General features: G+C 44.6%; 18 protein-coding genes and 1 pseudogene. 9 read left to right on the plus strand and 10 right to left on the minus strand.

The window, feature by feature from the left end; translation table 11 throughout:
• Positions 1–226, plus strand: a pseudogene (locus B5J93_RS13760) (hypothetical protein); the annotation flags it as partial.
• Between the two features lie 93 nt (positions 227–319).
• Here the strand turns inward: B5J93_RS13760 and B5J93_RS04445 are convergent.
• The 3 genes from B5J93_RS04445 to cysM all read right to left on the minus strand — a co-directional run bounded on the left by B5J93_RS04445 (position 320) and on the right by cysM (position 2649).
• Positions 320–847 carry an RNA 2'-phosphotransferase gene (locus B5J93_RS04445; protein WP_079324962.1) on the minus strand — a complete coding sequence of 176 codons (528 nt, stop codon included), beginning with the start codon at positions 845–847 and terminating at the stop codon, positions 320–322.
• 80 nt (positions 848–927) lie between these two features.
• Complete coding sequence (locus B5J93_RS04450) at positions 928–1701, minus strand: 3'-5' exonuclease (protein ID WP_079324964.1); 774 nt, start codon at positions 1699–1701, stop codon at positions 928–930.
• Between the two features lie 30 nt (positions 1702–1731).
• Positions 1732–2649, minus strand: coding sequence for a cysteine synthase CysM (gene cysM / locus B5J93_RS04455; protein WP_079324966.1), 918 nt, complete (start codon positions 2647–2649; stop codon positions 1732–1734).
• 188 nt (positions 2650–2837) lie between these two features.
• Here cysM and B5J93_RS04460 point away from each other — a divergent pair, with 188 nt between their 5' ends.
• Both B5J93_RS04460 and B5J93_RS04465 read left to right on the plus strand, forming a co-directional pair.
• Entirely contained in the window at positions 2838–5936 is a 3099-nt protein-coding gene (locus B5J93_RS04460; RefSeq protein WP_158080684.1) for an ATP-binding protein, read from the plus strand.
• Positions 5937–5956: 20 nt separating this feature from the next.
• Positions 5957–6739 (plus strand): crotonase/enoyl-CoA hydratase family protein, encoded by a 783-nt coding sequence (locus tag B5J93_RS04465; RefSeq protein ID WP_079324968.1) that lies wholly within the window; start codon positions 5957–5959, stop codon positions 6737–6739.
• A 252-nt stretch (positions 6740–6991) separates the two neighbouring features.
• Here the strand turns inward: B5J93_RS04465 and B5J93_RS14380 are convergent, their stop codons facing one another.
• From B5J93_RS14380 to cas12a, 4 genes are all read right to left on the minus strand, one after another.
• Complete coding sequence (locus B5J93_RS14380; protein WP_420811398.1) at positions 6992–7180, minus strand: hypothetical protein; 189 nt, start codon at positions 7178–7180, stop codon at positions 6992–6994.
• 77 nt (positions 7181–7257) lie between these two features.
• Positions 7258–8286 carry a type V CRISPR-associated endonuclease Cas1 gene (gene cas1, locus B5J93_RS04475; protein ID WP_079324970.1) on the minus strand — a complete coding sequence of 343 codons (1029 nt, stop codon included), beginning with the start codon at positions 8284–8286 and terminating at the stop codon, positions 7258–7260.
• A gap of 13 nt (positions 8287–8299) precedes the next feature.
• Positions 8300–8854: a type V CRISPR-associated protein Cas4 gene (cas4, locus tag B5J93_RS04480; protein ID WP_079324972.1), complete on the minus strand. Its 555-nt coding sequence runs from the start codon at positions 8852–8854 to the stop codon at positions 8300–8302.
• A 46-nt stretch (positions 8855–8900) separates the two neighbouring features.
• Positions 8901–12656, minus strand: a complete 3756-nt coding sequence (gene cas12a, locus B5J93_RS04485; RefSeq protein ID WP_079324973.1) for a type V CRISPR-associated protein Cas12a/Cpf1 — start codon at positions 12654–12656, stop codon at positions 8901–8903.
• A 200-nt stretch (positions 12657–12856) separates the two neighbouring features.
• Between cas12a and B5J93_RS04490 the strand changes: the two genes are divergently transcribed.
• A complete protein-coding gene (locus B5J93_RS04490) occupies positions 12857–13897 on the plus strand; it encodes an FAD:protein FMN transferase (RefSeq protein ID WP_079324975.1) in 1041 nt (346 codons plus the stop codon).
• Between the two features lie 99 nt (positions 13898–13996).
• Here B5J93_RS04490 and B5J93_RS14185 read toward each other — a convergent pair whose 3' ends face one another.
• Positions 13997–14128: a hypothetical protein gene (locus B5J93_RS14185; protein WP_265734202.1), complete on the minus strand. Its 132-nt coding sequence runs from the start codon at positions 14126–14128 to the stop codon at positions 13997–13999.
• Positions 14129–14180: 52 nt separating this feature from the next.
• On the opposite strand from B5J93_RS14185, the gene B5J93_RS04495 reads away from it, so the two are divergent.
• From B5J93_RS04495 to B5J93_RS04505, 3 genes are all read left to right on the plus strand, one after another.
• A complete protein-coding gene (locus B5J93_RS04495; RefSeq protein ID WP_079324977.1) occupies positions 14181–14618 on the plus strand; it encodes a hypothetical protein in 438 nt (145 codons plus the stop codon).
• Between the two features lie 27 nt (positions 14619–14645).
• Positions 14646–15839 (plus strand): 5-demethoxyubiquinol-8 5-hydroxylase UbiM, encoded by a 1194-nt coding sequence (gene ubiM, locus B5J93_RS04500; RefSeq protein ID WP_115237014.1) that lies wholly within the window; start codon positions 14646–14648, stop codon positions 15837–15839.
• A gap of 68 nt (positions 15840–15907) precedes the next feature.
• Positions 15908–16129 (plus strand): DUF2788 domain-containing protein, encoded by a 222-nt coding sequence (locus tag B5J93_RS04505; RefSeq protein ID WP_062501070.1) that lies wholly within the window; start codon positions 15908–15910, stop codon positions 16127–16129.
• A 76-nt stretch (positions 16130–16205) separates the two neighbouring features.
• Here B5J93_RS04505 and cmoB read toward each other — a convergent pair whose 3' ends face one another.
• Together cmoB and cmoA are read right to left on the minus strand one after the other, a co-directional pair.
• A complete protein-coding gene (gene cmoB / locus B5J93_RS04510) occupies positions 16206–17210 on the minus strand; it encodes a tRNA 5-methoxyuridine(34)/uridine 5-oxyacetic acid(34) synthase CmoB (RefSeq protein WP_079324981.1) in 1005 nt (334 codons plus the stop codon).
• Positions 17211–17329: 119 nt separating this feature from the next.
• Positions 17330–18130 (minus strand): carboxy-S-adenosyl-L-methionine synthase CmoA, encoded by an 801-nt coding sequence (gene cmoA / locus B5J93_RS04515; protein ID WP_078273919.1) that lies wholly within the window; start codon positions 18128–18130, stop codon positions 17330–17332.
• A 76-nt stretch (positions 18131–18206) separates the two neighbouring features.
• Between cmoA and msrA the strand changes: the two genes are divergently transcribed.
• Entirely contained in the window at positions 18207–18725 is a 519-nt protein-coding gene (gene msrA, locus B5J93_RS04520; RefSeq protein ID WP_079324983.1) for a peptide-methionine (S)-S-oxide reductase MsrA, read from the plus strand.
• Between the two features lie 283 nt (positions 18726–19008).
• Positions 19009–20493, plus strand: coding sequence for a lytic murein transglycosylase (locus B5J93_RS04525; RefSeq protein WP_079325027.1), 1485 nt, complete (start codon positions 19009–19011; stop codon positions 20491–20493).
• Positions 20494–20543 lie beyond the last annotated feature (50 nt).

Consider the following 20543-nt stretch of genomic DNA (forward strand, 5'->3'; position numbering starts at 1 on the left):
GTTCGGTTGGTATATAATGGCGATTAGCACTTATTTGTTTTCGCCAATTACCAGTCGTGTGATTTTTTATAAAAAATTTCGCACTTTACCGTTAATTGTTTTGGCGGTTTTTGGCTCATGGTTTTCGGTGGACGGGGTTATTGATTGTATTGGAGCATTAAAAATCCTGAGGTGGTTGGCTTTATGCGTGATGCTAATTTTTTGCCGTCTTTGTGTTTGTATTTAATGTGTGCATTTATTTGGTTATTTGACGGTTCATTAAAAGAGCTGTTGGCGGTTTTTAAAAAGCATTAACACGGATTAAATCAATTTTGCCCATTTATCCAAATTGTCCAAATTGTCCAAATTGTCCAAACTCAATATACCCCACCGCCACGGACTCTGTCAGCCATACGCCATTTTCGGCTTGATAAAAGACATGACCATCTGCGTGCATTTTGGCGGTGTCAATTATCAAAACCACCGCTTTGCCATGCCTTGCCCCCACTTTTGTGGCAGTATCGCTGTCGGCAGACAGGTGGACGTAGTGGCGAGACCCAGCAATTAGACCGTGCTGTTTTATGCTGTCAAGAAACTTAAATGCCGTGCCGTGATACAGTACGTTTGGCGGGGTTTGTGGTTCATAGTAGCGCTTGACACTGGGGTGCGAATGCCCTTGCACCGCCCGTATTTGCGTGCCGTCATCGGATATTTGGTATCGCTGTTTGTCGTTATTTGCTACCACCGCTAATAATTGAGCGTGGTCAAAATGCTTGCCAAACTCACAAGCGTTTTTAATCAGTGTCTCAATGTCGGTATAGCCTTGTTCGTCAAGCACAATGCCAATCAGCTCAGGTTTGTGTCGCAATACCCGACTTAAAAATGGCTGACTTCTTTATCATTCATACCAGCTTTCTCGTGCATATCAGGCAATCTCACCCCAAAACATCATTGTCGCCACGCCTCCAAAAATTCAGCGTGTCGTACCGTCTCACCGTCTTTTATTTGTGATAATTTGTCGTGGGTAAGTTTTTCATAATTTGCCACGACATCAGGGCTAAACCTGCCTGTTAGAAGTTGCCAGCGTAGGTAAATGAGCCATGTGTTTAGCACGTCCGATTCACAGTAGGTGGTCAGCTTGTCCCACTGTCCTGCCTTGACCATCGGCACAACCTGCGAGCCGTCAATCTCGCCCTTACCAGCAAATCCACACAGACTGGCAATGGTGTCTAGCTTTTGTTTGTTACCATAATTACCCAGTGATAATTTATCCATCAAATCAATGTGAGCGTCGCCATATTTATACAGATAATTGGGCGACTGGGTGTTAAAGAGCGTGGGAGCGGTCAGTCTATGGTGCAAGGCACGATAGAGCATGACAGGCAAATCAAACCCTGCCCCATTCCATGACACGAGCGTGGGGGCAGGTTTTTGATTAAATGCCCTAAAAAAGGTCGTCAAAATCTCCGCCTCACTCATCTGGTGCAGGCTTAGCGATTTTAGGCTAAATTTATCCTCACTGACCCACAAAAAGGACAAACAAGCGATTTTATGCAAAGGCAGGCGCATAAAGGCGTTACCCGCTTCTGCTTCTCTGATAGCGGTCAGAGCCGTTTGGGCGTCATCATCAGACAGCGTGGCAATCTCAGGGTAGAGCAGTCGCCCTGTATCAAGGTCAGGTATAGTCTCGATGTCAAAAATGAGAATTGGTGCGGTAGGCATGACTTTTTCCTTAAAAATTAACCAATAAAATTAAACCCCAAACAGCCCTGTCGATAAGTATCTATCCCCCCTATCACAGACGATAAAGACAATGACGGCTTTGGGGTCATCTGCCTTAATTTGTTTGGCGATTTGGTGGCTTGCAAAGCCTGCCCCACCGCTTGACACCCCACAAAATATCCCTTCGGTGCGTGCCAATGCTCGCATATAGTGTTCGGCATCTGTTTGGTTGATGTCCATAATCGTATCCACCCACGATTTATCAAAAATCTTAGGTAAATATTCAGGCTCCCAGCGGCGTATCCCTGCGATGTTTGAGCCGTCTGACGGTTGCAGACCGATGATTTGAATATCAGGGTTTTGCTCCTTTAAAAAGCGAGACACGCCCATAATCGTCCCTGTCGTCCCCATACTGCTCACAAAATGGGTAATCCGTCTGCCTGTCTGCTCCCAGATTTCGGGGGCGGTGGTCTTGTAGTGGGCTTGCCAGTTGTCGTCATTGTTAAATTGGTCAAGCACAATCCCTTTGCCGTCCGCTTGCATTTGCAGCGCCATGTCCCGAGCCATTTCCATATTATCCGCTTCTATCAAGGTCGCCCCATAGGCACGCATGGCGTTTTTACGTTCTTGGGTGGAATTGGACGGCATGATAAGGGTCATCTTGTAGCCGAGCATGGCGGACACCATGGCAAGGGCAATGCCTGTATTACCGCTTGTGGCTTCAATGAGCGTGTCACCTTGTTTGATTTGCCCACGTTTTTGGGCCTGGCTTATCATATTAAAAGCAGGGCGGTCTTTGACTGAGCCTGCAGGATTATTGCCTTCTAACTTGGCAAAGATATCAGCATTTACGTCCGTAGCAAGACGTGTCAGACGGACAAGGGGCGTGTTGCCAACGGTGTGGGATAGGGTGCGATTTAAGGCGTTTGGGGCGGTCAAATCAGTCATGGTTAGGTGGTCATCTATCTATTAAAATGGCGACATTATAGCACAAACGGATTTTTGCCGTTAAATTTACCAGTAAATTTGCCTTAAAAATCATCTTAAAACCCCCTAAATCAGCCCTAAAATTACCCCTAAAATTCACCTTGAAATTATGCTAAACTATGTCATCTGCCTGACAACATAGCCCACTCATGAAAAAAACCCCTTTTAACTTACGCAGTGCTTACGGGCAATTGGTCGCCCTTGTGTTTTTGCCGATAGTCATCTTGGCGATGGTTGGTGGGGTGCTTGTTTTTCGTGAAGTCAAGCAGGCGGTACTCTCCGAACAGGACGCTTTGGCACGCACCGCCTTACTTCGTTATGAGATGAGCTTAACTCGTCATTTTGCCGACACACACAGCCCCACGCCTACCCTGCCTGCCTTTGATGACTTTTTTCATAAAATATCGCCCCAACAAGTCAGGCGTATGGCGATTTTTGATGGGGATTATCGTCTGCTGGCCAGTCATGGCGGTTATGATGATGACACTCCCTTTGCCAGTGATGAACTGCTTGGGGTTATGAATAAATATCAAGGTAATTTTGAACGTTATCACAGCACTTATGGCACAAGCTATGGCAGGCAGATGGCGTTTGATGGCACGCCTTATTATGTCGTCGTGGAGATGGACAGCGAGCCTTTAACCATTACCAGTTATCGGGTGGTGCTTGCCCTTGCCATCACAGGACTGATTACACTACTTTTGCTACTGCTGATTTTAAATATTTATTCAAAACGCTGGATAGCACCAATTTATGAGATGCGGTTATTTTTACAAAAATTGACCACCGAGAATTTGGATAAACCTATCAAAGTAAACACCTCTGGCGAGTTCTCCCTACTACAACGGGACTTTGTCCAAGCCATGAGACGACTGTCAGCAAGTTTTAATGAGCTAAAAACCCACGCCAATGAGACCGAACAGGATTTACAGCACGCCCTAGATGAGATGGAAATGCAGACCATCTCCATTCGCAAGGCTCGGGATTTGGCGGTATCATCTAGCCATGCCAAGTCGGCATTTTTGGCAAACATCAGTCATGAACTGCGCACACCTTTAAACAGCATTGACGGCTTTATCAACCTACTGGCTCGGCACGATGGTCGCCATGATGGTCGTAACGGTCTAAGTGCCGAGCAAAGCCTGTACGTCCAGACCATCAAAAAATCATCCGCCCATCTGCTCGCTTTGGTCAATGACGTGCTTGATTTTTCAAAATTAGAAGCGGATAAGCTCGTGCTAGACAGTCATGGATTTGACCTGTACTCTGCCATCTATGACGTGGTGGACATGCTCTCGCCCATGGCACTAGAAAAGCACCTTAGGCTGTCGGTACTGTTTTATAATGACGTGCCAAACCGTGTGACAGGTGACAGTCTGCGAGTCAAACAAATCCTAACCAATCTCGTTGGCAATGCCATCAAGTTCACTGATACAGGGGGCGTGGTGGTGCGTGTGGGTCTGTCCGATGACAATGATGGCCATCTAAACATCAGCGTTGAAGACACAGGCAAAGGCGTGTCCGATGATGACAAAGTGTCGCTGTTTAAAAGTTTTAGCCAAGGCGATTTGTCAGTGACCCGTCGTTATGGCGGAACGGGACTGGGGCTTGTGATTAGTAAACAGCTGACCGAGCTGATGGGCGGAACGATAGGTTTTTATGACAATAACAGCGAAAACATCGCCAAGACAGGGGCGACGTTTTGGTTTGAGATGCCCATTCATCTAGGTGGTGCAAGCGTGCAAGCTCCTGATGACACGGATACCGATGATGATTTATACGGTCTAACAAAACTTGCCCCAACCAAACTGTTGGTGTGGATAAACCACGCCCCCGCCATCCAAGTGCTAAAAGCAACCTTGGCAGGGTCGGATGTGGACGTGCATTTTGCCATCGGCTTTGCCGATTTATTAGAACAACTGGACAAGACAGGGCATGGCTTTGACTGGGTGATTGTGGACTATTTTGGGCAGGACGCGTCCTTGGATGACGTCGGTGCCATCCTTCGCCAAATCCGCTCTCGCTATCAGGGCAAACTGTCTGCGTATGGCTATCAAGTGGGCATGGACAACGCTCTGTTGGACAAATACCAAACGCACGCACTCTACGAACCCATGGACAAACGCCAACTCATCGCCATGCTCGCCGATGACAAGCCCATGCAGGATACCCCCATCAGTAAGTTCTCGGGTCATCGGGTACTGGCAGTGGACGACCATCCGCCCAACCTGCTCGTGCTAGAAGCCTTGCTTGGCGAGCTTGACGTGGCAGTCATCACCGCCCATAATGGCTTTGATGCCATTGAGACCATGACCCGTGCCATCAGTATGGGCGAGCGGATTGATTTGATTTTTATGGACATTCAAATGCCCAGAATGTCAGGGTTAGAAGCGAGTATCCAAATCCGCAAAATCGAAGAGAGCCACAACCGCCCCCCCATCCCCATCATCGCCCTAACCGCCCACGGTCTGTCTGATGAAAAAGAGCGACTGGTGTCGGCAGGTATGAGCGACTATGTCGGTAAACCCATCGGGCATGAACAGCTAGTGCAGACGCTCTCACGCTGGCTTGGCGAGTCGGGCAGACCTGTGCTTGTCCCCACAGACGGCACGCCCAACTTTGCAGGTACGCCCTATGGCAAGATGGGCGAGATGAGCGAGCTGACGGGTGATGACATGGATGACGGTACAGGCAAAGACACAAATAAAGGCATGGATGACAATGGGTTGCCCCCCCAACAGAGCAAGCACGCCCACAAAACTGATAAAACCGACAAAACCAAATCCACCCTACCCGACATCGACTGGGCGGACGCATTGGCACGCTCCGCCAACAAAGACGACCTTGCCAAAACCTTACTCTCACTACTTATTGAGAGTAGCGAGAGCGAAAAGCTCGCCCTAGAACGAGCGTGGGCAGACAGAGACAGGATCGCCCTTGCTGACATCACACATCGGCTGGTCGGAGGCAGTCGCTACACGGGTGTGCCACGCCTTAGAGCCACGGCAGAAGACTTTGAACAAAAGTGCCGTGCCAATTTGGACGACACATCAGCAGGGCAATTCATCAGCATTCGCCCCAATTACCGCTCACTCATCGATGCCCTAGAAAGCCTTGAAAATATTGACATCGAAGACTTTTTGGCAAATGGAGCGAAGAACTCATCCACCCCTGAATCAATACCTGAATCAACACCTAAGTCGGGCGGTCATGACGATGAAGACACCCTACCTTGGAAAATGGTATAAAGCACAGCAAAGGAGAGCCCATGCAAACACTCACGCTAAGCCATGATAACCACACCGCCATCATTACCTTATCTCGTCCCCACAAAAAGAACGCCATGGACTTTGTGATGATGCAAGAGTTAATCAAGACCGCACGCCACATCAAGGCGGACAAATCAGTGCGTGCCGTCATCATCACGGGCGGGACGGATTTTTGTAGTGGGCTGGATTTGGCGGTGTTTGGCTCGCCCAAGAACATGATTTTTGCCACCAAAGAGCTGATAAAGCCAGCCCCTAGCTTGTTTCAAAAGGTGTGCCTAATTTGGCAGAGCCTACCTGTGCCAGTGATTGCCGTGGTCGATGGTGTGTGCCTTGGGGCAGGGTTACAGCTTGCCATGGGGGCGGATGTGCGTATCAGCCACCCATCGGCGACATGGTCGGTACTTGAAGCCAAATGGGGGCTGGTCGCTGACATGGGACTGACCCGTCTTGCCAGAGATATCGGTAAGGATAAGCTAAAAGAGCTTGCCATGTCTGCCCGCCTGCTTGATGCCGAGACTGCTTATGACTACGGACTCATCACTCATATAGATGATGAGCCGATGGCACGTGCCAAAGCCCTAGCCGATGAGATTGCCACTCGCTCGCCTGATGCGGTACTGGCAAGCAAACACCTTATCAATCGCATGCACCCAAGCGACCATCTGACCTTATACCAAGAAAAACTGTGGCAGTTAAAACTCTTTGCCAGTCATAACCGCAAACTTGCCATCAAAAAAGCCAAAGACATGGCGGTGGCGTTTCGGGACAGGCAGTGGGGTTAATCATCAACGCCGATATAACAGCAGATAGAAATCTCATCTACAAACAGTAGAAATTTAAAAGGTCGTTAGACCCGTTTTGGGGTATTTTTAATGATTTTTTGAGAGATTAGCAAGTTTTTTGCACAAAAAATAATCATTTTTACCGCCAAAACATGATAAATCACGCATTAAGACTGAGGTTTGCAAAGTAAATATTTGAGCGTGCTTCAGCTCTCTTATTATAACAAACCTCATCATTTTTTCTAAGACTTTTTATAAAATCAACAAATCCTCATTGCGATGTTTGGCATGACCAAACCTTAATACTTCACGTTCTGTAAATCGAAATATAATGACACTGTCCGCCCCTGTAAATAAAGGCTCAAATTCTGCTTTTATTTTTTCGGTGATGATATTTAAAATGCGTTCGCTGTTTTGGATTTCATAGACCGAATATTGCAGTCTGTCGCCATATTACATTAGAAATTTGGCAAATCGCCCACGCACTTTATTATCACTGATATCATAGCTGACGATTATCATACATCTTCTCCATTTGCTTGCATGTCAAAGCTTGGCAACATCAAAACCAATTCGTCAAATACCATATCTTTATCAGCATATTTCATATAGGCACGATAAAAATCCCTGATATAAACAAATATTGGTACTTTATGGGCGATGATTGTCTGCATTAAAATGGCGTTATAAGTTCTTTGATGTTCAGGTTTTAGTTGGTATTGCATTTTTATTTTATTAAAATGCTCTGTTTTAAATTGCCCAAGATTAAATGATGTTAATACCTGCTTATCCACAATACAGCGAAATGGTTCAACCAAATCACACACCAGTGATTTACGTTTATACCAAAGCTGATGAAGCATGCCTTTATAAACATCAAAACCAAATAATCTCAAATTTATCTCTATATAGTTAAATAATAGCGTATAGCCCATATCCAGCACCACATTAACAGGGTCTATTTTTAGGCGTGGTTTTCTGCCTTGCCAAGAGGTATGTTTTAATTGCCCAAAATGATATTTAAAATAACTTTTGGCAATATTGCCCTCTATGCCCATTAATTCATCCAAACGTTTGGTTTGACCAATCTGTCTTTGATAATCAGCCAATATCTCTATCATTTGGCGTAATTCATCGTCTTTTTTGCGAATGCCTTTTAATAAAGTGATAGAATTATTGGCTTTTTGTTCTATGAAATGTTTGGCAAAATTTAAAGCTTGATTATCGCCAATGGCATATTGCTTTTGTCTTAATAGATAATTTGCCTCGCCAAAAGAGCTGATAAATAAAATCGGTCTTAATCTTGAATTTAATAAAATCAAGGCAATGCCATATTTTTGACAAAATTCAATCAACACATTAGTCAGCGTACAATACCCAATAATCATCAGAGCCATGGCTTTATGGCGGGTGATTTTGGTTAATGTCTCATCGCTGTCTTTGTTTTTGATGATGATATTGCCTTGCGAGATACAAAGATGATAGCCGCCCTCTAAGTTATTTAATAATATCATCTGTTTTTCTTTGATGTCCGAAATGCTAAGCATAGATTGTCCTTATTTAGTCCGTCTTATCGCACAAAGGTTGATAAATACAATGAGTGCATTTATTGACATTAATGTAAATATCATCAGTCATGGGATTATAATGACGTATTTTATATAAATGACTTTCAAACCAATCAATAATCTCATCATCAGGCAACGCCAAAGCGTGGCTTTTATTATCCGTCATCGAATAAAACCCCAAATAATCCACTTCAAACCCCATTTCTATCAAACAAAAATACTGGGCATAAAGCTGCAATTTATAACCGTCATAAATGGTTTTAATCGTGCGTTTGCGTTCGATGAGTTTTTTGCTATCGGCAAAATATTGGTCAATTTTACCTGTCAAGCCATATTTATCCGAATGCACCGCCATGGCAGTGATAACGGTCTTTTTGGTGCTGTATGTGCCATTATCCACGCCCTCATGAGCAATTTTGCCTTTGACTTGTGGCGTATCATGATATGCATCATCATCCAATGCCTGATAGACGTTATGTAGATAAATAGAATAGGGACAAAAAATAAAATCATTTAATTGACTGATGTTTAACGTATGATATTCCATGTCATCTCCCAAATAAAAAGCCCAGCCGAAACTGAGCTTTTGGTAATTAGCGGTTTTGAGCGAAGTTTAGCCATGTTTGATTATCAATGGCAAGTTTGACTTTACCCAAATCATCGCTGTTTTTTAGTTCATTTAATAGCCATAAGCCCTTTAATGCGATATGATACGCCCCATTGGCGTCCGCATTTTGTGGCTGTGTGTCATCTGCTAATACCGAATTAAAAAACACACCCCTATCATTTGCCACAGGCGATAAAATAAAATCTTCATCGCTACTGGCGTTACTATATCGCAATGCAAGCAATGTCTTTAATAGATACATTAGCGATTTATGAAATTCTTTATCGTTATTTTGGCAAATATCCATAACCAGATTTGGCTGTTTGTCATTGATGTGATGACGAGCAAATAGCGATTTTAATTCATCATTGACATTAATACCCTTGGTCGCCCCTTTATTTTGATTGGCGGTTTTGTCATACACATAGCGTTTATTGCCATGCGAGCAAATCTTCCATTTTTGGCGAGAATTTTTGGCCTTGTCAGTGAATTTGGCATAATCAATATGAAATTCAAAATAACCCTTGTCTTTGTTATAACAAATCTTATCAAATTTACCAAAAAACGCTTGCGACTGAGCGATATTTTCATAACGTGGTTTTAACAAATCCACAAAGCCCGTTGCAGGGTCTATTTTACTGGTATTCCATGCAGGCACATAGAATAAAAAGCCCGTTTGTTTGCCAATGCTTTTTAGATCAGTAAAATTATTGGTCAATTGCAGGGCATTTTTATATGAACCAATCTCATCATCTGCCTTATCTTTTAATACCAAGTGGTTTAGCTTTTTGATTAAGGCGTTTTCAAAATTTTGGTAAATTTGTTTTTCCACCTTAAAGCGACCACGCTTAAACCCAAAATTTAAATCCTCTAACACCACAATGGCATTATATTTAAGCATAAGCTGGCTGACTTGATGTACCACATGGCTTAGATAGCCCGATTTTAGCTCTTTTATGGTCTCAATCTCATCCCAACCGATACGAGCATTTAGGCGTTCTATTTCTCTCTTGTCCAGTATCTTATGATAAGGCGTGGTCATTTGTGTGCCATTTGCCGATGCGGTAGTGATGTCATTGAGACTACGCTGTTCTAAGATTTCGCCTTTGCTATTAATCACGGTCAGATACAATAGATGTCGCTCGCCACGGTCTATGCCTATGACATTGACATCATCATATTGCTGTATGCTTTGATTGACTTTTTTATTAAATTCTTTAATCGTCATACCCTGCACGCCAAAATTCATGGTAATAGGCACATGTAGCATAAACTTATCTTGGGTATAACGTTTGTCTTTGATGATGTCATAGACAAATTGACGCTGTTTGGGATTATCGGGATTTTTATTTTCTAATACCTCGCCTGCACGATGAATGGTGATTTCATTCATATCCAAAGACGCCTTGCGATAAAATATCTGTGCCTCGCCATTTAATTTATAAATTGGATTGGCAAGATTATCTTCACTAAATAACGCCTTAAAATACAAAGTATGTAAATTGGGTTTACCATGAGCCTTGGTCGAGAAATCTTTATTATAAATCTGGAATAAATATAACTGACCCTGTTCAACCAACTCATCAATATACTCGGTGTCAATATCCACAAATTTTACTTGATAACCTTGTGGTTCAACTTCTCTATAAAAATCGCTTAAATCCTGATAGCTACTGGTTGGCGAAAATTCAAAACCAAAATGTTGCCATTCTGGATGTTTGTTAATACTCGCCTTAAAAAAATCAATCAACGCATGGCAGTCTTTTAGATTAAAATTATCGCCTTTTTTGTGCGTGCCTTGTGCATATTTATCCAGTAGTTCGGCAGAAGGGTTATAATAATCCAAATTACTCTTGGCAAAAAATACTTTTGGTAGCATTTTATTAGGGCCGGGCAATAATTTATAAACCATTTTTTGATAAACGCTTTTACCTGCATTTGGAGCATTATCAAATACTTTTTTATGAGCTTTATCCAATAATGCCAAATAATAACAGCCGTCTTTTTGTAAGATAACCCCAAAATTATCTTTTTCTTTATTCAAATCCCAACCGTTTAATAATGTCGGATTGCCAAAGTTTAATTTGTATTTTTCGGTACTAAATGGCTTTTGGGACAGATAATCACGCACTTTGTTATAAAGCGTGGCAATCTTGGCAAGCTCATCATACAACACCCCAAACTCACCATAAAAATTACCGTCTTGGTTATCCAGCGTGGTTTTGGTCGTTAATAACTTAGCAAAATGCACCACGTTTAGGGCGTTGTCTAGTAGCTCTTTTAGTTGTCTTAACTGTGTCATTTCAGGACTTTTATCTGATTTGATTTTGGGCAGTGTTCGCTCGCCTGCTGGGCGTTCACGCTCCAAAAAGCCTTTAATAGTGCTGTGGCTGTTGTGTATTTTTTGGATTGGATTATCCACGCCCGCCAGACCGTGTTTGAAATACTGCCCAAGCTTGCCCGCCTGCACAGACTCATCATCGTGCTTGGTGGTATAATGCTCTATCGCCTGTTCAAGGCTTGCCAAGGAATGCACGCCTTTGATGAATTTGTCTTTTTCTTTTGTCAGTTTTTCTTTGGCATTGTCGGTTTTGGCTTTGGCAAATCTCTCACTAAACTCTGGATTCACCACATCCACATAATAGCCGTCCAGCACCCGACCCAACAAGGCAAAATCACCAAATGCCTGCTTAGATAGCTCATTTAGATTTTTATGTTCAACATAAATGCCGTCCTTTTGATGGTCATCAAACCCATCAAACAAGCTTTGCACCTTGGCAAAAACATGGGCATAATGGCGGCAAAATTCATTGACCGCTTGACACATTTCATTATCATCGGCAAATTTGCTTGGCAAAAATGACACGCCCATGCCGTCGCTTAGGATTTGTTTGTGCAGGGGGCGTAATTTGGCGATACGTTCGGATTTGTGGCAATGTTGGTTGTGCTTGTTTGTATAGCCATTCACTTCGCCTATTATCCTATTATAAGCCGTGATACCCTCTTGGGTTAAAAGCTTGTGATAGCCGTCCAGATGACTTGCCAACGACACATCCAAGCCACTTGCAGTCAGCTCATTTATAATCCGATCATACAACACCGAGTGCTTTTGTTTGATGGTTGCCAGTATTTGTAGGTTGTCAATAAAGCGTGGCAAGTTTTCATGAATCAGACGATAGGCAATGGCGGTGTGTTTGTCCTCATCGCTGTACATGTTTTTGCGGTTGTCATGAAAGCCAGTAAAGTAGGTGCTAAACTTCTCAAAATGGGCAATTTGAGGAAGCTTTGGCGATGATTCGCCTTCTTGGGTGATGACAAATTTTGCCAAATCACCAAGCTCTTTGCCGTCTTTAAAGAGCTTTGCCCCAAATAAGCGTTCATAGCCAGCCTTGTATTTGCCACCACTGCCTATCGGCTTGACAATCTCTTTTCTTAAAACTGCTTGCAAGTCCTTTAGCTGTTTTTGCAATCCATCGTCTTTGGGATTTTTTCTAAATTTTAAATACACATCATAAAATTCTGCCAGCTTAGTTAGCTTAACTTCGCCCATCATATCAGCGATAAAATCACGATGATAATCGTCCAGTATCGCCCCTACCTTTTGGTACATGTCCGCCATGGTCTTATCTTGGCTCAGAAAGTTTTTGGCATGGATATGCTCTAATGTCTTGCCAATGGGCTTTAATTCAAAACGCACGGTTTTTGATAAGGGGTATAGATGAGTAAAGTCTTGAAATAACATAAAAAATCTCCGTTTGGTGGTGGCTGGGTACTGTTTTGGTACAGTTGTATTTTATAAAAGGCAAGTTGTCTTGTCAATATTTTTTATGAGAATATGATTTAGAATAAACATATCATTTTATGACATGTTGTGTTATAATTTTAACCGTCTAACGACACCGCTAATTTCTACTGTTTGTAGATTGAGAATATGCAAAAATCATGAAATATCAATATCTTATCCCATTATCTATCCTTGCTTTATCCGCCTGCACCCCCACACCGCCCACCACTTACCAAAAGATAGACGGGCAGACGATGGGGACAAGCTATCACATCGCCTTTGAATTACCAAAAGGGGCGACTGCGGACGAGATACAAGCAAGCATAGACACCCGCCTTGATGAGATAAACGACAGTATGTCCACTTATCAAGCCGACAGCACGATTAGTAAATTCAACGCCTTAAGTGCAGGGCAGACGATACAAATCGACCCTGATTTTATCAAAGTGCTATCCGACAGCAGGCTCATCTATGAAAAGTCGCACCACGGCTTTGACCCAACTGTTTATCCGCTTGTGGAGCTGTGGGGTTTTGGCTCAAAGATGAGCGTAGAACGCCTACAAAATCCACCCACCGAAGCCGAAATCCTAGCTGCGCGTGACACCATCGGACTTGACAAAATCGTGCTAAATGGCAATGAATTATCCAAAACGGCAGATGGCGTGGGGCTTGACTTTTCGGCAATTGCCAAAGGCTATGGCGTGGATACGATAGCGGACGTTCTAAAATCCAAATACAACATCACCAACTACATGGTAGAGATTGGCGGAGAAATCGCCACAGGTGGGGTCAATGACAAAGGACTGCCGTGGACGCTCGCCATTGACAAGCCCATCATGGGTAGCACCACCGCCAACCGTGAAATCATGACCACCCTTGCTCTATCAGGACAAAGCATGGCGACATCAGGCAACTACCGCAACTCGCTTGACTATGACGGCAAAACGTACAGCCACACCATAAACCCCCACACCGCAAGCCCTGTGGAAAATGGCGTACCAAGCGTAACTATCATCGCAAGCACCACCGCACTGGCGGACGGCTGGGCAACCGCCTTAACCGCCATACCCCAAGATGATGCCATCAGACTTGCCGATGAAAACGACATCATCGCCTTATTCATCATCAAAGATGGCGACAACTGGCAAACCCATAAAAGCCAAGGCTTTATCGCCTTTGAACAGCAGGGCAAAAATTAACCATCAACTCTTTGGCGGTATTACCTTTAAAAATCCGCCAATTTACATTACAATAGGGCGTGTTGAACATTGATAACATTATTAAAAATATGATGAAATTTAACGCTTTAAATCAATTTTTGCATGAAAAATGGCTAAATCTGGTTTTTCTTCGTCAAAAGCTCGTTTGATAGAATAACTATCAAACTTCACTTTTTCCTTAAAAAACGGGCGATTTCCCCTGTTTTTCATGGCAAATACCAACGTTCAACACGCCCTAGCATAAAACCCCACAAGGATAATCATGACCGCATTCTCGCCCAGCCCCCAGTTTACCAAGCGTTGGCACGCCACGCCTACCGCCGTCAAAAACGCCTTTCATCAAGAGCTTGATGACATCATTGACATGCTCCATGGTAGCACGCCTGCTCACGAGTTTGAGTTTAACCATGCCGATTTTGGGCAGACCGTTGAAGATTTGTTTTTTATCCACCGAGACGACACGCCCATCCCTGCCCGTATCATCCACAACTTAGAGACGCCCCAAGCCCTATTTACCGAGTCATCCACCCCGACACAACGGCTACACCCCAAGGATTTGGATGCCTTAGAAGCACGCATTACGGACAAGCTTAGCAAGCAAATCGACGACTTTTTGGGCGAACACATGGCACAGGTCTCTGACGACCTAAAAGGCTGGCTAAAAACCGCCCTAAAAAACGAACTTGCCAACCACCAATAATCCGCCCATACCATCATAAGGCTTATCATGAACACAGCACACAGCGACATCATCATCATCGGGGCAGGGCCTGCAGGTCTTGCATTTGCACGGCATTTTAAGGGCGTGGATTTGACCGTAACCATCATCGAAAAATCCCCCTTAGATACCATCGCAAATCCTGCTTATGACGGGCGTGAGATTGCCTTGACTCACCGTTCTCGGGAGATTATGCTAAACCTAGGGGCATGGCAACGCATACCCGATGATGAGATTTATAAACTTGCTGATGCTAAGGTTTATAATGGCGATTTTAATTATGCCTTGCATTTTAAAGTGCCAAAAGATTTGAACCTGCTCACCAGCATTGACCGCTTGGGCAATCTCATCTCAAACCACAACATCAGACAAGCCTTTTATGATGAAGTCAAGGATTTGCCAAATGTACAAATCCTAACCGAACAGCCTGTCCAAGACATCAAAACCGACAGCCGAGGGGCGAGCGTAACCCTAGCAAATGGTCGCACCTTAACCGCCAACCTGCTTATCGGAGCGGACAGCCGTCTGTCCTTTGTGCGTAAAAAGCTCGGTATTGGAGCTGAGATGAACGACTTTGGGCGGACGGTCATCGTCTTTCGGGTATCACACCCTTTATCCAACGAAGCAACCGCCAGAGAGTGCTTTTTGTACAGCAGAACGCTCGCTCTACTGCCCCTACATGACTATCTGACCAACTGTGTCATCACGCTAGATAATACCCAAGCCGACAGCCTGCTTGCCATGAATGCCGATGAGCTTGCCTTAGAAGTTCAGCGGATGATGAGCGACCGCTTGGGCAAACTGACCCTAGCAGGCACCGTACACCATTATCCACTCATGGGCGTACACGCCAAAACCTTTGTCTCCACCCGCTCGGCATTGGTGGGCGACAGTGCGGTGGGCATGCACCCCGTGACCGCTCACGGCTTTAATCTCGGGCTTATGGGGGCGAACACGCTAGCCACGCTCATCCTAGACGCTCACGCCAAAGGACAAGACATCGCAAGCCCTGCCCTACTACAAAAATACAACGTCCGCCACCAAGCCCACACCCGTCCCCTATATCACGGCACCAACTTGATGGTAAAAATGTTTACCGATGACAGCACGCCCATGCAAACAGTGCGGGATTTGACCCTGCGAGTGAGTAACCATCTACCGCCTGTCAAACGGTGGATAGCAGGGCAACTGACGGGTAAATAAGCCATACCGCCATCTTATCAAGTTATGTTATAATAGACTATTGTACTCACTCATCCACAGGTGTTCTTATGATTGTTGCCATTTCCGAAGGACTGATTGTCAAGATTGGACTGTATGGGCTACTGCCTGCGTTCATTGCTTTTTTGTTTTTTATCATGTGGGACATGGCAAAAAGCACCAATGCCGGCAAGGCAGGGACGTTTTGGATTTTTGTGGCATTGGGGGCGGGGTTTGTCGGCTTTTTATTAAAAATCGTGATTGAGTTTGTGTTAAAGACGTGGTTTATTTAGGGTAATACCTAAAACAACAGCATTAAAAGACGTGCTCAGCACGTCCCTACGCTATATATCAATTTATGAAATTGCATTAAGGCTTTTTGGCAATCATGACCGCTCGTTTGGGGGCAGGATAACCTTCGGCGGTTTTGGTCTTATCATCTTTATCCAAAAAGTCCACCAATGACTGATAATTCATCCACTCGGTTGCACGCTGTTCATCAGTGCTGGTTACATCAATATCCACACAACGCACATCAACAAAACCCACCTTGCCAAGCCATTTTGTCAACGCAGGCACGCTCGGCAAAAAATACACGTTATTCATCATCGCATAACGCTCAAACGGCACCAACGCGGTGTGTTCATCGCCATCAACGACGAGCGTTTCTAGAACAAGCGTGCCACCGTGACGTAGCTGAGCCTTTAACCGCTCCAAATGCTCAAAGGGCGATGAGCGATGATACAGCACCCCCATGCTAAACACAACGTCAAACCACCCCCCAGATGGCAACGCTTCTAGCCCCACAGGCACATAATGCACGTCGCACGCCCCCACAAAGTGCTTGATTGCCATGAACTGATGATAAAACAAACACGACGGGTCAATGACCACCACCGACGTTGCCCCCGCCCCGAGCATGCGAAAGCCATGATAGCCCGAACCACCACCAACATCCAGCACTCGCTTGCCTGCCAAATCCAAATGCGGAGCAACTCTCTGCCACTTCCAATCCGACCGCCATTCGGTGTCTATGTGAATAAGCCTGTCATCCGAACCGATAAAAAAAGGACCTTTTCGCCACGGCATGAGTGTTTTTAGCAGTGCCATGGTTTTTTTATACTCGCTCATTTGCCAATCATCACCCAGCGTGATGGCGACTTTATCGGTCAAATCTGTCGCCACAGGATGAACGTCAGGCAGTTTATTAATGGCGGACGCATAATAAGAAGCGTGGGCGTAGCGGGATTTGTCCTTGACATCGCCAAGCCATGTCGGCAGATGAGCAAGCCACTCATGAGCGACTGGGTTGTTTTTGGCAATGTTTAATAAAAACAGATACAAATCTTTTTCAAAATCGGCAATGGTAGTCATCAGTTATTCATGTAAAAGTTAAAATTTGGTGTATTTTTAGCAATAAGGGCGATTACAATTTATCTTGTAAATGGGTTTTAAAACCATCAATGATTTGTAAGATAAAATAAATACAGGCTTTATTTAAAAGCAATGATAGAGATAAAATTTAAAAAGCGAAACCACGTCATCTGTCTGGCAAAACCCACCGCCGTCAGTCGCTCGCTGTGCTGATATTCGCTGTCCGTGATAAGTACATTTTCTAAGGCATTTCGCTTACCACTGATTTCAAGCTCACTGTACCCATTGGCACGCTTAAAGTCATAGTACCGCTCAACTTGCCATGCGTCATTTTGCTCATCAAGCAAATGCACTTTTTCGGTCAATATCAAAATCCCCCCATCCGCCAATGCGTCATGGCATTTTTGTAAAAGTTCCGCCCGTTTGGCAGGCGGTAAAAATTGCAAAGTCAAATTCAGCACAATCATGTCGCATTCTAAAAGTGCCATCTCATTGACGTCATCGCAGATGATACTGATGTCATGATTAGGATAATGCTCACCCAACAAGGCAGTGGCACGCTCGGTCATGGGATGCGAGTTGTCAATGCCAATAAGCTCCACCTCATCCGCCCCAAACTCGCCTGCCAATGCAAACAGCACCGCCCCAAGCGATGTGCCTAAGTCATAGACACGGCTGATTTTTTTGCCGTTTTTGTGTTGGCGATGTCCCAGATGACGACGGGCAAAAATCGGCAACATGGCAAGCACCTGCCCATAACCAGGGACACTTCGGCGTATCATGTCAGGAAAGCACGCCACCACCTGCTCATCAAAGCTAAAACGGGCGTGTTTGTCAAGGGGCGTGGTAAACAGTGTGTCCGCACCAGTATTAATGACTGAGTTAATGGTCGGACTGGGGGTATGATCGCTGTGTGGCATGGGTCGTTGGACTTTTATAAAATATGTGCTATTCTACCACTATTAATCTGTTTTTTCATAAATTAAAGGTGTGATTATGCAAGAGATTATCCTAGGGGGCGGTTGCTTTTGGTGTACCGAGTCAGTATTTTTGGCGGTTAAAGGTGTTGATTCTGTGACCAGTGGTTATGCAGGCGGACAAGCAGAGACGGCAGATTATGAATCGGTGTGCAGTGGACAAACAGGGCATGTGGAAGTCATTAAAGTTGTTTATGATGAGCAGGTCATTGATTTATCAAGTATTTTAGATATTTTCTTTGCCATGCACGACCCCACCACCCTAAACCGTCAGGGCAATGACATTGGCACGCAGTATGCGTCTGTGATTTTTTATACCGATGAAGCGGATTTACCCATCATCAACGACAAAATCGCCATGCTAAAAGCAGACGGCATTAACGTGGTCACACGCGTGGAAAAAGCCCCAGCCTTTTATCAAGCAGAAGATTATCATCAGAACTTTTTTGCCAAAAACCCCACCCAAGGTTATTGCAACTTTGCCATCCCGCCAAAGTTACAAAAATTAAAGGCAGGGTTTGGTGAGTTTTTAAAGTGATTGCGGGCAAAAGTTTTTTGGTTCGATTATTCCAACCCCATTGTGGCATTTATTAAATATGGTGATAAATGCCACCATTAATTAAGTAGAAAAAAAATCCCTTAAAATTACCAAAAAGCACTATTTTATCAGTACAAAATCCTTTATGATTGGTATGATTATTGCATGATTATCTAAGATTTATCATGAATCATGCATGATTAAACAATGCGGCAACACCGCACAACCCTGCATCAGCAAACTTGTACAGCATTTTACCATCAGTACCATCATCGGACATCTTATGAATCACTTCCACTCCCTTACCACCCTCTTTTTTAAGCCCCTAGCACTTAGCATTATTGCTTTGACAACCATCAGTACTGCCCATGCCAACGACCTACCCACCCTATCCCAAAGCCATTTTGACCAATGTCTAAATACCCTAAAAAACAGCAGTAACTTTCGTGGTGTCGCCAGCACCTTTGAACAGTACCGACCGAGTAGCCCTGACCCAACGGTGATTCGCTCACTCAACTATCAGCCTGAATTCAAAAAAGACGCATGGGACTATCACGCCTCACTGGTTGATAGCGAACGTGTGGCGGATGGTCTGCGTGCCAAACACGAGATGTCGGACGTGCTAAGACGCATTGAAAACCACTACGGGGTCAAGCCCGAACATGTGCTTGGCGTGTGGGGTGTTGAGAGTAATTTTGGGCAGACCCTTGGCAAAAAGGATTTGTTTACCAGCCTTGCCACGTTGTCTTGCTTTGACCGTCGCCAATCATATTTTCGTGGCGAATATGCCAGTGCCTTACGCATCGTCCAAAATGGCGACATTCGCCCACAGGACATGACAGGCTCATGGGCGGGGGCATTTGGTCAGACCCAGTTTATGCCGAGTACCTTTTTGGAATTGGCGGTAGATTTTGATAATGACGGACGTAAAGACCTTGTCAATTCCAAGGCAGACGCATTGGCAAGTACCGCCAACTTTCTTACCAAAAAAGGCTATCGCAGTGGCGAGCCTTGGGGTTATGAAGTCAAACTAAATGGCTATTCAGGGTCAAGTGGTCGCACCAACAAAAAATCCATCAACCATTGGCAAAACATGGGTATTACCCTACCTGACGGTCGCCCTCTACCGAACAACATGGCATCAGCAGGACTATTGCTACCTGCTGGGCGACAAGGGCCGGCTTTCTTAGTGGGTAAGAACTTTGATACGTTCTATTCTTATAATGCTTCTGAAAGCTATGCCCTTGCCATCGCTCATCTTTCTACCTTGATTGAAAATAACGACACCAATGTTAATTTTGCCACCCCTTGGCCGACCGATGACCCTGGCATCAGTCGTCGCGAAGCCAAAGAAATTCAGCAAGCACTCATTAATAACGGCTACAACATTGGCAACGTTGATGGTATTATCGGTGACAACACTCGCATTGCCATCAAGGATTATCAGCGTAAAATGGGCGTGCCTGCTGACGGACGTGCAGGACAAAAGTTCTATCGTCTCATCATGGGCAATACTGGCAATGTCAGCCCAACCTATCCGCCCGTGTCCAGCCCCGCACAAAGTGTGAATTACGGCAATCAAACAGGCACAGTACAAATCCGCCAAGACAGCCTAAACCTGCCCCAAAACCCAAACTCATCATTTAGTATCTCTCGGGGGTCGGTTAGTCAAAGTTCTTATGGTAATGTTTCTCATGGCGGTGTCGTTTATCGTCGCATACAAAATTCTGATGGGACGACGAGCTTAGCGCCTGTTAATAGCCATTGATATTATAGAACCACAAAAAAGGAGTGATAACATTCACTCCTTTTTATACA

This window comes from Moraxella equi (assembly GCF_002027555.1).
Classification (GTDB): Bacteria; Pseudomonadota; Gammaproteobacteria; order Pseudomonadales; family Moraxellaceae; genus Moraxella; species Moraxella equi.